The sequence below is a fragment of the Salinivibrio sp. AR647 genome (genome assembly GCF_001995415.1).
GTDB classification, from domain to species: Bacteria; Pseudomonadota; Gammaproteobacteria; order Enterobacterales; family Vibrionaceae; genus Salinivibrio; species Salinivibrio costicola.
Window position 1 is genome coordinate 138,054 of record NZ_MUFE01000008.1, and the last position, 13,630, is coordinate 151,683.

Annotated in this window: 13 protein-coding genes; 8 read left to right on the forward strand and 5 right to left on the reverse strand. The window is 48.0% G+C overall.

Features of this window, described 5'->3' with window-relative positions; genetic code table 11:
• Window positions 1–35 precede the first annotated feature (35 nt).
• The 3 genes from BZG76_RS11280 to BZG76_RS11290 all read left to right on the forward strand — a co-directional run bounded on the left by BZG76_RS11280 (window position 36) and on the right by BZG76_RS11290 (window position 4,094).
• A complete protein-coding gene (locus BZG76_RS11280) occupies window positions 36–887 on the forward strand; it encodes a lipase family protein (RefSeq protein WP_077461419.1) in 852 nt (283 codons plus the stop codon).
• Between the two features lie 193 nt (window positions 888–1,080).
• The gene (locus tag BZG76_RS11285; protein ID WP_077461420.1) at window positions 1,081–2,952 is read left to right on the forward strand and encodes a PhoX family protein; all 1,872 of its coding nucleotides are present in this window, start codon (window positions 1,081–1,083) and stop codon (window positions 2,950–2,952) included.
• A gap of 233 nt (window positions 2,953–3,185) precedes the next feature.
• Entirely contained in the window at window positions 3,186–4,094 is a 909-nt protein-coding gene (locus tag BZG76_RS11290) for a mechanosensitive ion channel family protein (protein WP_025744772.1), read from the forward strand.
• A 101-nt stretch (window positions 4,095–4,195) separates the two neighbouring features.
• Here the strand turns inward: BZG76_RS11290 and BZG76_RS11295 are convergent, their stop codons facing one another.
• Window positions 4,196–5,536: a magnesium transporter gene (locus BZG76_RS11295; RefSeq protein ID WP_077461421.1), complete on the reverse strand. Its 1,341-nt coding sequence runs from the start codon at window positions 5,534–5,536 to the stop codon at window positions 4,196–4,198.
• A gap of 211 nt (window positions 5,537–5,747) precedes the next feature.
• Here BZG76_RS11295 and BZG76_RS11300 point away from each other — a divergent pair, with 211 nt between their 5' ends.
• From BZG76_RS11300 to msrB, 4 genes are all read left to right on the forward strand, one after another.
• On the forward strand, window positions 5,748–6,188 hold the full coding sequence (locus tag BZG76_RS11300) for an ATP-dependent zinc protease family protein (RefSeq protein WP_198532344.1): 441 nt from the start codon (window positions 5,748–5,750) through the stop codon (window positions 6,186–6,188).
• Window positions 6,189–6,203: 15 nt separating this feature from the next.
• On the forward strand, window positions 6,204–7,109 hold the full coding sequence (gene rimK / locus BZG76_RS11305) for a 30S ribosomal protein S6--L-glutamate ligase (protein ID WP_025744775.1): 906 nt from the start codon (window positions 6,204–6,206) through the stop codon (window positions 7,107–7,109).
• Window positions 7,096–8,163, forward strand: coding sequence for a succinylglutamate desuccinylase/aspartoacylase family protein (locus BZG76_RS11310; protein WP_077461422.1), 1,068 nt, complete (start codon window positions 7,096–7,098; stop codon window positions 8,161–8,163). Before rimK ends, BZG76_RS11310 begins: the two co-directional genes overlap by 14 nt.
• Window positions 8,164–8,269: 106 nt before the next feature.
• On the forward strand, window positions 8,270–8,713 hold the full coding sequence (gene msrB, locus BZG76_RS11315; protein ID WP_025744776.1) for a peptide-methionine (R)-S-oxide reductase MsrB: 444 nt from the start codon (window positions 8,270–8,272) through the stop codon (window positions 8,711–8,713).
• Between the two features lie 34 nt (window positions 8,714–8,747).
• On the opposite strand, the gene BZG76_RS11320 is transcribed toward msrB, so the two are convergent.
• Window positions 8,748–10,136, reverse strand: coding sequence for a class II fumarate hydratase (locus tag BZG76_RS11320; protein ID WP_077461423.1), 1,389 nt, complete (start codon window positions 10,134–10,136; stop codon window positions 8,748–8,750).
• Between the two features lie 156 nt (window positions 10,137–10,292).
• Between BZG76_RS11320 and BZG76_RS11325 the strand changes: the two genes are divergently transcribed.
• Complete coding sequence (locus tag BZG76_RS11325; RefSeq protein ID WP_077461424.1) at window positions 10,293–10,577, forward strand: hypothetical protein; 285 nt, start codon at window positions 10,293–10,295, stop codon at window positions 10,575–10,577.
• A 62-nt stretch (window positions 10,578–10,639) separates the two neighbouring features.
• On the opposite strand, the gene BZG76_RS11330 is transcribed toward BZG76_RS11325, so the two are convergent.
• The 3 genes from BZG76_RS11330 to BZG76_RS11340 all read right to left on the reverse strand — a co-directional run bounded on the left by BZG76_RS11330 (window position 10,640) and on the right by BZG76_RS11340 (window position 13,218).
• Complete coding sequence (locus BZG76_RS11330) at window positions 10,640–11,107, reverse strand: ASCH domain-containing protein (RefSeq protein WP_077461425.1); 468 nt, start codon at window positions 11,105–11,107, stop codon at window positions 10,640–10,642.
• Window positions 11,108–11,332: 225 nt separating this feature from the next.
• Window positions 11,333–12,580: a cysteine desulfurase-like protein gene (locus BZG76_RS11335; RefSeq protein ID WP_077461426.1), complete on the reverse strand. Its 1,248-nt coding sequence runs from the start codon at window positions 12,578–12,580 to the stop codon at window positions 11,333–11,335.
• A 2-nt stretch (window positions 12,581–12,582) separates the two neighbouring features.
• Window positions 12,583–13,218: a 2OG-Fe dioxygenase family protein gene (locus BZG76_RS11340; RefSeq protein WP_021024275.1), complete on the reverse strand. Its 636-nt coding sequence runs from the start codon at window positions 13,216–13,218 to the stop codon at window positions 12,583–12,585.
• Window positions 13,219–13,630: the final 412 nt, after the last annotated feature.

Here is a 13,630-nt window from a genome sequence, read left to right on the forward strand (position 1 = left end):
AGCCTGAGTCCAATACTCATGAAATAGGCTCTTGTATGAAGCGATTAAAACGCTATCAATATGAGCGATACGCCATACTCTGTCGTGCCTCTTACCCTACCTATTTTGATCACACCCAGTATGGATTCAGTCCCCATGGTCGGCGTGATATTTATGACCGATGGGGACGATGTATTATCCGGGTGCTGTGGCGGGAAAACGATGACGCGGTCGTGGTCTTTCGTGGTTCGCAAACCGCCTGGGATTGGTTGGTCAACTGTGCGTGCACACCTAAAACGATCACTATCGATGGTAAGAAGTGTCACGTCCATTGGGGGTTTCACTATCTTCTCACACAAAAAAGTTTGTCATGGCAACCGCACAAACGCCAATACCGACACATGACAGACAGCCAGTTTGCGGATATTGCCCAAGCGGCCGATCACACCGTGCTTGAAGGAGAGACAGTACTCACTAAATTAATCTCTGCGTTAACCCCTTTTTTACACGCAGGTAAACATATTTCTTTTATCGGCCATTCATCAGGGGGCGCCATGGCGATTATCGCTGCAGCAAAGCTAAATCATCAATTTGGCGGAGCGATAAAGCGCATCGTGACGTTTGGACAGCCGGCTGCCGGAATGTGGCGTTTTAAGCAATTATATCCTTTCTCAACACGTACCTATCGTATCTGTTGTGATGTCGATATGGTCACATTCTTACCTGCCATTCCCTTCGTGTACTGGCATGTAGGACGATTACTTTGGTTACACGAGAATAAAATTTATACCAATACACCCTCTTTATTTCGAATCTTGCGCGTCCTCTATAGTTGGTTAACGCGCCCGATTGCCTACCATTACATGGATAAATATATCCGGCGCAAGGATTACTTTGACCAGCACTAGCCCTCACATCAGTCAGGCGGTGAAGTGTGAACTATGTTGAAGCGTGATCCTGTGCGCACGGATCCCGGCTGACTCAAGAAGTTAACCAATGATTCATGAGGTTTTAACAGTGGCTCACCATCCTTTTGATCGCGCCCACAATTTATGATGGGTCAGTATAACTATTTAATCACGATCAGAAAGGAACCATGCCGTGAGCAAGCATATTGATCAACGTCCATTAGATACAGAGCCTGAGTTCAACCGCTTTATTGATGCAGCATTAAGTCGTCGCCGTTTTTTACAAGGCACCGGAGCGGCCAGTGCTGTCGCTTTTTTTGCTGCCAATCCAGTTGCGAAAGCAGTAGCAGATACAATGAGCCACAGTGAACTGCTCGGCTTTGAGGCGATCCCAACATCAACAACTGATACAGTGAACGTACCTTCAGGATATAAAGCTGACGTACTGGTCTCTTGGGGCGATCCTCTTTTCGCTAACGCACCTGCTTTTTCCCAACAAAATGGCGCCGATGCCCAAGCACTCCAATTTGGTGATAACAATGATGGCATGACGTTTTTCCCTCTCGCCAATGATCGTGCTTTATTAGCGGTAAATAATGAATACATCAATGATGAATATTTATTTGAGCACGGCGGTAAAAATATTTCGGCTGATGATGCACGTAAGTCACAAGCGGCGCATGGCGTCTCTTTGGTTGAGTTGAAAAAAATGGATGGCCGCTGGCACGTCAACCAAGAGGGCCGCTTGAATCGTCGTATTACGGCCTACACTGAAATGGCCATGACGGGCCCCGCAGCCGGGCATTCGTTACTCAAAACCGCCGCCGATCCTTCAGGAAAAACGATTCTGGGCACCTTTAACAATTGTGCTAATGGCGAAACACCCTGGGGCACGTACCTGACCTGCGAAGAGAACTTTAACGGCTATTTTGCCAGCGCAAAAAACGTTACCTTGGGCAAAACGTATCAGCGCTACGGTATCAGCGATTCTGATTGGGGCTATGATTGGTACAAACATGACGAACGCTTCGATGTGGCTAAACATCCCAACGAGCCACATCGCTTTGGTTGGGTGGTTGAAATTGATCCTATGGATCCGAACTCAACGCCGAAAAAGCGCAGTGCACTAGGGCGCTTTAAACACGAGAATGCCGCACTCACTGTTAATGACGATGGTCATGTTGTGGTTTACATGGGTGACGACGAGCGTGGCGAACACCTTTATAAGTTTGTCTCTGAGGGAAAATACGATCCGAGTAAAGGTAGCGCTAATCGTGATTTGCTCGAAAATGGCACCTTGTATGTCGCCAAATTTACTGGCAGCGACGACGAGCTAAACGGCCAAGGTGAATGGTTAGCGCTGACCTTTGGCAAAAACGGTCTCACGCCAGAAAACGGCTTTCCTGATGAGGCCAGCGTGCTCATTTTTGCCCGAGAAGCAGCAACACAAGTGGGGGCCACTACCATGGACCGCCCAGAATGGGTGGCCGTGCATGCCGACAAAAAACACGTTTTCTGCACGTTAACCAATAATAAGTACCGCGGCGTTAAAGACAATCAACCCCTCAATGCCGCTAACCCCCGCACGGAGAATCCTTATGGCCATATTATTCGTTGGGCTCCTACTCAAGGCGATCATACCCGTGACACCTTTGAGTGGGATATTTTTGTGATGGCAGGCCATCCTGAAAAGCAATCTGGCTTAATGGCAGGCACAGACAACATCAACAAAGACAATATGTTTAATAGCCCGGACGGCATCGGCTTTGATCGCGCCGGACGTCTTTGGATCCAAACCGACGGCAATTATTCCAACGAAGGCGATTTTGCCGGCATGGGCAATAACCAAATGTTATGCGCGGATACTCAAACAGGCGAAATTCGTCGCTTCCTCACGGGGCCTACCTCATGTGAGATCACAGGGCTGACGTTTACCCCTGATTCACGCACTATGTTTGTCGGCGTCCAACACCCTGGTGCTCACTTTCCTGCTGGTGGCAACGCTATACCGCGCTCTTCGGTCATCATGATCACCAAAGAAGACGGCGGAGTCATTGGCAGTTAAGCCGTTTAACTCACAAACCCCCGTCAAAGCCCTTGTTTTTATGAGGGCTTTTATATGTCCTTCAAACCACCACACCCGACGCTCAAACACGCACGACCCATAAGCTTATATCTTGGTGACGGACAGCGGAATGAACACTATTTGCAAAGTATGCGTTTTATTTTTGTTCACTTGGGGGCAGAATAGCGCCATCACTCGGGTAGGCGTTAACGGAAACCATGGAGATAGATTTTTTGTCTGAGTTAAGCAATATTGTCCAACTACTGTTAGAAAACAAGTTATTAACCACCGTCGGAGTGGTTGTCGTAGTCAGTCTCGTTCGCCGACTGATCCTACGCCACATTCGTGGTGACAGTAATTTTCTTAGCGAAGATCAGCGTAAATGGATGTCTCGCACGAAAAACGGGGCGTTTACTACCCTGTTACTCTTTCTATTCCTGTTTTGGAACACCGAAATCAATGAATTTGCGTTATCATTGACCGCCATCGCCGTTGCTGTTGTCGTCGCCTCAAAAGAGATCATTTTATGTTTTACCGGTTCAATTCAACGCGCGAGCTCTCGCTCGTTTCGTATTGGCGATTGGATTGAAGTCGGTAATACACGCGGTGAAGTGATCGAACACAATTTAATGGCGACGAAAATTCAAGAAATTGATACCCATAATGGCCATTATTGCTATACCGGAAAAACCGCGACCCTCCCAAATAGCTTGTTCTTTGCCACCACGGTGAAAAATCTTAACTTTATGAAGCGGTATGTGTATCACCATTTTCATCTGGTGATCCGCGGCGATATTAATTTATATCCGCATATTCCCGCGTTATTGGCACGTATTGACGATCATAGTGAAGATTTTATGGATATCGCTCGGCGATACAATCATGTGATAGAGCGTCATGCGGGCGTCGATTTACCCGGCCCTGAGCCACATTTATATTTATCGCACACCGAAACAGGCGAACAGCTTGTTCACGTTCGACTCTTTTGCCCAACAGAGCGCGCAGCGGAACTGGAGCAGCTGATCCGTGAAGATATTATGACATTGTATTGCGAGAAGCTGCTTCCCATCGCAGACGGTAAACAACTGGAAGCGGAAGAGCCACAGACAACAGATACCTCTGTGCCGTTGGCCAACGCGTAACAACTAGAAGCGCTCATTCCCCTCATGAGCGCTTTTTTGATCGAAAGCACTTTTTTCGAAAGATTTTGGGGTCGAAAAAAGCAAATTATCGTCGAAAAAAATTATAGCAGAAACAGTGTCCCTAAACCCAAAAAGGCGACAAAGCCGACAATGTCCGTCACTGTGGTTAAGATCACTGAGCCGGAGAGTGCTGGGTCAATTTTCAGTTTATTTAATAGCACTGGAATAAATATTCCTGCCAAGGCGGCACTGATAATATTAGCGACTATTGCACTCCCAATCACCGCACCTAAGCCCCAACTATCAAACCAATATCCTGCAATAACACCAATCACCACAGCCCATAAAATCCCATTAAATAAGCCGACTTTAAACTCTTTCGTAAGCAGGGGTTTTAAGTTGGCCTTAGAAATTTGTCCAAGTGCTAAACCACGTACGATCAAGGTGAGCGTTTGGCTGCCGGCAATTCCTCCCATGGATGCAACAACTGGCATTAATACCGCCAGCGCCACCACTTGTTGTAGCGTAGCTTCAAACAAACCGATAAACCAGGAGGCGAGAAAGGCCGTCATTAAGTTGATACCCAGCCATAGTGCGCGATTTCGAGCACTTTTCATCACCGGCGAGAATAAGTCCTCGTCTTCATCTAGACCCGCAGAGGCCATAATTTGCGCTTCGGCACGCTCGGCCTGCATCTCATAGGCGGTGCCCAAATCGAAACGACCAATCAAGAGACCGCCCTCGTCGAGTACGGGTAGGGCAATCTCTTCACTGTTTGCCACTTTGTCAGCACTGGCGTAGATGTCATCGCGCGCATTCAAGCTGGGAAATTGGTCTCGAACCAGCTCACTAATTTTTAATCGTCCATCCGCGCCAAATAACTGATGGATTGGCACCGCACCCACCCAAAAACCTCGACTATCGACCACAAATACGTGATCACAATACTTTGGCATGACACGCCGCAACCATCGTAATACCACGTTAATTTTCGTTTTTGCAGGAACGACCAAAGGCTGATGATCACACCAATGCCCAACCTGATTATCTGCATACTGCTGGGCGGAGGCATAACGTTGCTTTTGCTCTGAATCCATCCGACCTAGCGCTTCTTCCAGTAATGGCTCGGTCAGCACATCTTGCAGCTCAAGTAAGGTATCAGCATCCAAGTTGGCGAATAGTGCATGCAACTGATCATCATCCACCGCACGGATAATCGCTTCACTGGCATCATCTCGCATTTCAGCCAGCACAGGCAGCTGCAATGACGACGACAGTTGTTCCCAGAATCCCACACGATCGGTCAACGGTAAGGCTTCTAACAATAACGCAAGGCTATCTAAACTATGTGCTTGCTCAATATCTTGCACGACATCAAGCGAACCTTGATCGACTTTTGACAGCAGATCATCAATCACTTCTTGTCTCTCACTGGTTTGCATGGTATTTCCTTTATAACGAAACCATGGGCGGAAAACGCATTGGCTAGGCCCGATGAGGATCATCCGTCGCCCCCAAAATGCCATGACATCGCCGCAATTGGTATGCGATGGTTATCACATATCATCGCTGATTTTTCTGATTCTTACCACGCATAATCATTATCGCTTCTATGGTGAGACAAGGGCTAAATAACAACGAGTAATGATGACAATGCCTGTAAAATCGAACGATAAAGTCTGTGTCGGTTGGCGCGAATGGGTGAGCCTTCCTGAGCTCGATATAGCCCGCATCAAAGCGAAAATCGATACGGGTGCACGCACCTCCTGTTTACACACGTTTAAAATTGAAGAGTTCGAGAAAAGCGGCCAGGCGTGGGTAAGATTCTGGGTCCATCCGAACCAAGGCGATGACGAAACCGCCGTTCAAGCCGAAGCACCGGTTCTCGCACGACGCCTCGTACGTGATTCCGGAGGACACGAGCAACTACGATATGTGATACAAACAACGATAAAAGCGGGAACCTTGTGTTATCCCATCGAAATGACACTCACCGCACGCGATAACATGCGATTTCGTATGTTACTGGGACGCACCGCAATGGCAGGTAAGATCATTGTCGATCCCATGTCTTCATTCCTCCTCGGTAAATAAGGAGCCCCAAGCGCAATGAAAATCGGTATTCTTTCGCGTAACAAAAATCTTTACTCTACGCGCCGCCTCATCGAAGCCTGCGAACAACGTGGCCATGATTACAAGATCATCGACGCATTACGCTGCTATATGAGTATCAACTCAACCCAACCGTCTATTCATTTGGCAGGGGAAGATCTCGGTGGGTTCGATGCGATTATTCCACGGATTGGCGCGTCCGTTACCTACTATGGCTGTGCTGTTTTACGCCAGTTTGAAATGATGGGCGTCTTTCCGATGAACGAGTCTGTCGCCATCACACGTTCGCGGGATAAGCTGCGTTCTATGCAGCTGCTATCACGCAAAGGCATCGGTATGCCGCACACTGGTTTTGCCAGTAAACCGGGTGATATTGCCGATTTGCTGACGATGGTCGGAGGTACGCCAGTGGTGGTGAAACTGCTTGAGGGAACCCAAGGTATTGGCGTTGTGCTCGCCGAGACCAAAAAGGCCGCAGAAAGTGTGATCGAAGCATTTATGGGCCTTAAAGCCGATATCTTAGTGCAAGAATATATTCGAGAATCAAGCGGTGCTGATATTCGCTGCTTTGTTATCGGCGATAAGGTGATTGCGTCGATGAAACGCCAAGCACAACCTGGCGAGTTTCGATCGAATCTTCATCGTGGCGGGACCGCGACCCTCGTTCGGATCACACCTACAGAGCGCAGAACCGCAGTGGCGGCAGCCAAAGCCATGGGACTGAATGTCGCGGGCGTCGATCTGTTACGTTCAGAACGTGGCCCGTTGGTCATGGAAGTCAATTCATCACCAGGTTTAGAAGGCATCGAGCGCGCAACAGGAAAAGATGTTGCCGGACTAGTGATTGATTATATAGAAAAAAATGCCAAACCTCAGAGGACGCGCACACGTGGGAAGGGCTAAACAAAGCGACGCCATCGAGATCGGTGGACAACATATTCAAGCCGGTCAGCGAGCAAGTCTCGAACTTGAAATTGCTCGTTTGTATACACATTCACCGCTTAACGTCAGTGTTGAAGTGCTGCATGGTAAGTTAAATGGCCCTGTGCTGCTTGTTTGTGCCGCCATCCACGGAGATGAGCTCAACGGTATTGAAGTGGTTCGTCAAGTCATGGCCAAAATCGATCCGAAAAAGTTACATGGCACCTTAATCGCGATTCCTGTTGTGAATGTGTTTGGGTTTATTCACAAATCACGGTATCTCCCTGACCRCCGAGATTTAAATCGCTCATTCYCCGGCTCAGAGCGAGGATCAATAGCGGGAAGAATGGCGTATCAGCTTTTTGAGCAAGTGATTCGCCAATGTAGCCATGTTATCGATTTACATACCGCGGCCATTCATCGCACCAACCTGCCTCAGATTAGAGCCAATCTGGAGAATCAAGAGGCGGCGGCGATGGCAGCCGCATTTGGCGCGCCTGTGGTGGTCGATGCCGCATTGCGTGAAGGATCGCTACGCGCCGAAGCTGAGCGTATTGATATTCCCGTGATCACCTATGAAGCCGGTGAGGCGCTTCGTTTTGAGCCTTATGCGATTAATGCCGGTGTACGAGGGGTGATTCGTGTGATGCGCTACCTGGGCATGTTACGCCAAACACGTCGAAAAACGCCTTATCAGCCCGTCACAGCCCGATCAACAAAATGGGTGCGTGCAGAAGCCGATGGTTTATTGAGAAGTCACGTGGCGCTCGGACAAAGTGTCAACCGCGATCAAGTCATTGGCATTATCAGTGATCCTGCAGGCACAACAGAAACCGAAATCAAAGCCCAGCAAAGTGGTATCGTCATTGGTCAGCATACTCTCCCTGTAGTGAATGAAGGGGATGCGATTTTCCATATTGCGTTCTTCTCACAGCCCGATGACTTGATTGAGCAACATATGGAAGATTATCGCGATCAAGTGAAAGATGATCTCGATGATGAAATAAAATGGGGGATTGGCACCCTATCAAGTTGATCCCAGCAGTAAAAAGCAACCGTACTACTTGCATCGATCACCAGGATTCATAACACTAGACGCCTGTAGCACGGACTCCTGTCCGGTCAACAAGAGGAATAACATCATGCTGACATGGCAAGACATCGTCGCTCGAAGTGAAAACGGCAATCTCACACCGCCGTCGCGAGTCGAAAAAACCGAACAAGAGTGGCAAGCACAACTCAGTGATGACGCTTTCCGAGTGACACGCCAAAAGGGCACAGAACGCGCGTTTAGCTCGGGCATGTGTACCCTATTTGAGCCAGGCCTCTACGGCTGCGTGTGCTGCGGCACCTTGCTGTTTGATGCCGGCGAAAAGTTCGATTCAGGCACAGGTTGGCCCTCGTTTACCCAGCCAGCGCAAGACAATGCCATTGCCTATCACAAAGATACAACCCATGGCATGACGCGTATTGAAACCACCTGTGCCAGCTGTGATGCTCACCTGGGTCACGTCTTCCCTGATGGTCCCGAGCCATCCGGCTTACGTTTTTGTATGAATGCCATTGCACTTAAAAAAATGGATTAATGCTTTAAAGGGCGAGTCTGCCTCGCCCCGTATTTTACTCAGCAATACCGCCTTGTGTCAGTTTGGTTGGATCAAGCAACTCAGCCAGCTTTTCTCGGTCTAGATCAGTTTCTTCTTCTGCAACATCCAAAATAGGGCGGCCTTGTTGATACGCTTTTTTCGCGATGTCAGCCGCTTTCAAATATCCAACCACAGGATTAAGCGCCGTCACTAAAATCGGATTGCGAGACAGTGCAGCTTGCAAATTGTCCTCTCTGACCTTAAAACTACGAATGGCTTTATCTGCCAGCAGTCGGCTAGAGCCTGCGAGTAAATGAATACTTTGCAGTAAGTTTGAGGCAATCACAGGTAACATCACATTCAATTCAAAATTACCCGACTGACCGGCTACAGTGACAGTGGTGTCGTTGCCCATGACTTGTGCCGCGACCATAGCAGCGGATTCTGGAATAACAGGATTCACTTTCCCCGGCATAATAGACGATCCCGGCTGTAACCCCTCTAGCTCAATTTCTCCTAGCCCGGCAAGTGGGCCCGAGTTCATCCAACGTAAATCGTTACTCAGTTTCATGGTTGCCACTGCGGTGGTCTTTAACTGACCATGCAGTGCCACCAGCGCATCCTGACTACCAATGGCGAAAAAGGGATTCTCGCTCGCCGTGAATGAGGAGTGGCTACACGCACAGATTGCTTTGGCAAAACGCTCGGCAAATAATGGATGAGCATTGATTCCTGTCCCTACTGCCGTGCCACCCTGTGCCAGTGCGCGCACCGGCGATAAAGTTTGTGTCACTTGAGCCATCGCATGTTCTATTTGCTGCGACCAAGCCTCCAGCTCCTGTCCAAGCGTCACAGGCATCGCATCCATCAAATGGGTACGACCCGTTTTCACAATATGGCCGACTTTGCTTTTTTTTTCCTGTAACGCGTCACGTAAATGCGCTAACGCAGGAAGTAAGGCTTTTTCACAGCCCAAAGTGGCACTGATTTGGATAGCCGTAGGAACAGAGTCGTTACTGCTTTGGCTCATATTGACATGATCGTTGGGGCTGACCGTTTCATCACACTTTTCAGAAGCCAAGGTTGCCAGCACTTCATTCATATTCATGTTTGAGCTAGTGCCTGAGCCGGTCTGAAATACATCCACCGGAAACTGCGCTAAATGCTCACCATCCATGATGGCTTCGGCACTTTGGCGAATCGCGTGGGCGATGTTGCCATCCAGTAAGCCTAGTTCTTCGTTAGCCGTTGCCGCTGCATGTTTCACCATAGCTAACGCGCGAATAAAGTCCGCTGGCATGGTCAGTTCGCTGACCGAGAAATTGTTTACCGCTCGTTGGGTCTGCGCTTGATACAAGGCATCCGCCGGCACCTCAATATCGCCCATACTGTCTTTTTCGATACGAGTTTTTGTCATGGTCATATCCTTTTGTTTCACTATACTTTTCGATAATAGTTATCATTAACATATTAACCACGGTTATTGAAACGTATACGCCTTACGCATTTCAAAAATGTCGTGCTAGGGCTTGTTTGATGTCCTAAGATGGCGCCACGATTAAAAACAACGAGTAAAACCATGCAAGAAGAAGCCAGTACGCGTATCGAAGATCTGATTACGGTCGTCGAGAATCAAATTACTGACCAAGAGCCTAAAAAAGTCGCCGAGACAGTTATGCGTCTGCGTATGACCGGCTATTCCCGCGAAGAAGCTATTGAATATATCGCGTGCGCATTGATGGTTGAGATTTACGACGTTAGCCAAAATAACGGGCAGTTCACACTATCACGTTACGAAGCCAACTTAGACACCTTGCCAGACATGCCATGGGCCGATGAGATGAATTTGGACTTGAGTGAGTAAACAAAAACGTTCCTGTCCATAACTCGCAATCACAAAAAAGCCGCTCAGCGCGGCTTTTATGTTCAGAGCGGATAGACTTTCTCAAACTCTTCAAGCACCACATCCGAGTGCTTATCAAAATGCAGGCCGTGTGTTTTGGCGTACTGGGAGAAGTAACCCCAATGCGCATCGTGCCAACACTGATAAGAGCCATCTCCCTCGCCTTCACGTGCCGCAAATTCGGCGCTAACTTGGTTAAACGGACAATAGCTCACCTGTGTGGTTTTGACGATACACACGGGTCGCTGGTGACCATTAAGAACAATCTTATAATGTCCTTTTTGCGGGATCACCGCACTTTTCTCTTCCAAAGAGCTGCGCAACCGGCAATGCGCTTTCTTTTTGTTTAGGCTCACTAATGTCGCGACTTCATTCGCTCTCACCGTGTGATGACTTAAGGTGTCCACCACTACTTGATCATCGGCTGGCCGTTGGTCAGAGGGAAGAGTCGCAAGATATTGATGCCAAAAGGCGTTTTGTTCTTCAGTCATGGGTCTCGCCTTAATTATTATTGGTTTCTTTTTAAATGATTTCTTTCTGAACAGCTTCTTGGGCAGTGCTAACAGTGGTGATCATAACGTACGGATAGGCATTCGCCTATGAGCGAGCTAACGTTTCAAGGTTGCATTGTGAATAAATTCACACTTAAATCTCAATCGAGGCCAATTTTAACTAAAAAAAGCGGCTCTTTTGGCCGCTTGAGAGGTTGATTAACCTTAATCGCTAATAAATGGCAATAAGGCTTGGTGTAGCCGGTCAATTTCATCAACGGTGTTGTAATGCATCATACCGATACGGATCACACCGCCTTTGTCCAAAATATCAAGCTGCTCACACAACCCTTGGGCATAAAAGTGGCCATTCCACACGCAAAAATGTTGTTTCCCTAGCGCTTGCGCCACATCCGCGGGCGTGACGCCTTCAATCCGGATCGCAAAGGTTGGGGTTCTATAAGCCAACTGGTCATCATCCGTGATCCCATAAATGTGAACATTGGGATAGGCCTGCATCAGGTCAATAAAATGGGCGGATAACTGCTGTTCATGCGCCTGATACTGGCGATAGCTTTGTGCCAATTTTTCTCTTAGTGAACAATCAGGATCGCCCCACTGCGCGAGATATTCCACCACCGCAATAAATCCGGCAATCGCCTCAAAACTCTGAGTACCTGTTTCAAATCGACCGGGACCTTGGTTTGTGGCTGGCTCGACTTTGTACGGTTTTAACGTCTGTACCCACTCAGGCGCCACATATACAAAACCCAGATGTGGACCAAAAAACTTGTACGCCGAACAGGCAAGAAAGTCACAGCCTAATGCTTGTACATCGACCAAATAATGCGGAGCGTAATGGACAGCGTCGACATAGACTTTGGCACCAACCTTTCTTGCCATCTCTACCACGTTTGCTACATCCACCAAACTACCAGTGGTATTTGAGGCCAGCGTCACCGCAATCAGTTTGGTTTTATCCGTAATAAGACTGGCAAGGTGCGTCATATCGATCGAATAATTGGATTCATCCACTCGCACCTGCTTAACAGTCGCTCCTTTATCGTGTGCGGCCTGCTGCCAGCTAGAGACATTAGAATAATGATCGAGTGCCGAGACAATCACCTCATCACCAGCTTGCCAATCACGGCTGATTGCGCGACTTAACGAAAACGTCAACGTTGTCATATTTGGGCCAAAGACCATACAGTCCGATGATGGCGCATTGACAAAAGCAGCGGCGCTATCACGTGCCTGTTGCATCATTGCAGTGGTGTGATGCCCAGAAAAAAATTGTCCCCCCAAGTTCGCATTATAGTGCCCCAGATAAGTCACCATGGCATCCAGTACAGATTGCGGTACTTGCGCCCCCCCTGGCCCATCAAAAAAAGCAACGGATTGGCCGTCAATAGTTTGCGTCAATGCAGGAAAATGGCCTCGTACTGCATGGGGAGAAAAAACTGCCGGTATCATCGTTACTTCCTTGTTGCTGTGAGTACAAATACATCCATCGTGCCTGATTGCGCATGATTAACGGGAGTAATCGGTTCAGCATAATGCCAAAGGGCACGATCATCGAGGGCCGCCATTTCACCCGGCATCAATGGGAGACTAAAGAGTGGTGCGCTAGTTTTGTGACGAAACACCTGAAAATCACCGCCATCAATATTATCGCGGCCAATGCTCACAATGGCGATATGATCAAAGCCGTCTTGGTGAACGCCTTCTGGGGCGACCTGCACAGATTGATTATCCGCCTGAATACGAATCTGGTGGATTTCGATATCATTATCATCACTAAGTTGATAGAGGTCGCGAAAGGTTCGGCACATCGCATGAAACCCTGGCGTTTGTACTGTCTCGGGCTCGATATCTTCAAACGTCCGTGCCACATCACCTTGGAATTCATTGATATCAGAAGTTTGCATAAATGGTCGTGGCGGCAGCTTTTCAACCCCGCCGTCAAAGACATGAACGATCGAGTAACGACGCAGGCGAAATCCACCATCCGCATGCGAAGTGCCAGGTAACCGGTTAAATGAAGGTTGCAGTTGCTTGATATGATGATCATCTAACTGATTAAGCTGCATGAGTAGGGTTGAGGTATTCATGGCTGTCTCCTTTTGTCATGCCGAAGCACACAGTGATGCAATGCAATTGTCAGACAAAAAATTTAACAAATGCGCTACATGGAATAATCAATTAAATCCCCTACTATTTCCAGTTTTACCCCTAGATTTATCGACCAAAAAAGCCCTAAATAGCATTTTAGACTAGTTAAAAACGTTAAGCGATTGAAACGCTCCAGATGCATGATTAACATTTCCAAAACATTAGCATTAATGGCTAACAAAGATGAAAATAGCGATATTTTCCATAGGCAGAATGACTAATTACTGTCAAGAAAAGTTGCCATTTAGAATAAATCAGTATGGTTCATTGATACCAAATAAGCCCTTTTTAGCGGAAGCGCCCGCTGATGCAGAGCCTTCTATACTCTCATTGAGTGCGCTATTTGCGCAC

Bases quoted from the DNA above. Each gene is read 5' to 3' on its own strand.
- BZG76_RS11280 (WP_077461419.1), top strand. From the start codon at position 36: ATGAAGCGATTAAAACGCTATCAATATGAGCGATACGCCATACTCTGT.
- BZG76_RS11295 (WP_077461421.1), bottom strand. From the start codon at position 5,536: ATGCAAACCAGTGAGAGACAAGAAGTGATTGATGATCTGCTGTCAAAA.
- BZG76_RS11300 (WP_198532344.1), top strand. From the start codon at position 5,748: ATGCCTGTAAAATCGAACGATAAAGTCTGTGTCGGTTGGCGCGAATGG.
- rimK (WP_025744775.1), top strand. From the start codon at position 6,204: ATGAAAATCGGTATTCTTTCGCGTAACAAAAATCTTTACTCTACGCGC.
- msrB (WP_025744776.1), top strand. From the start codon at position 8,270: ATGCTGACATGGCAAGACATCGTCGCTCGAAGTGAAAACGGCAATCTC.
- BZG76_RS11320 (WP_077461423.1), bottom strand. From the start codon at position 10,136: ATGACCATGACAAAAACTCGTATCGAAAAAGACAGTATGGGCGATATT.
- BZG76_RS11325 (WP_077461424.1), top strand. From the start codon at position 10,293: ATGCAAGAAGAAGCCAGTACGCGTATCGAAGATCTGATTACGGTCGTC.
- BZG76_RS11330 (WP_077461425.1), bottom strand. From the start codon at position 11,107: ATGACTGAAGAACAAAACGCCTTTTGGCATCAATATCTTGCGACTCTT.
- BZG76_RS11335 (WP_077461426.1), bottom strand. From the start codon at position 12,580: ATGATACCGGCAGTTTTTTCTCCCCATGCAGTACGAGGCCATTTTCCT.
- BZG76_RS11340 (WP_021024275.1), bottom strand. From the start codon at position 13,218: ATGAATACCTCAACCCTACTCATGCAGCTTAATCAGTTAGATGATCAT.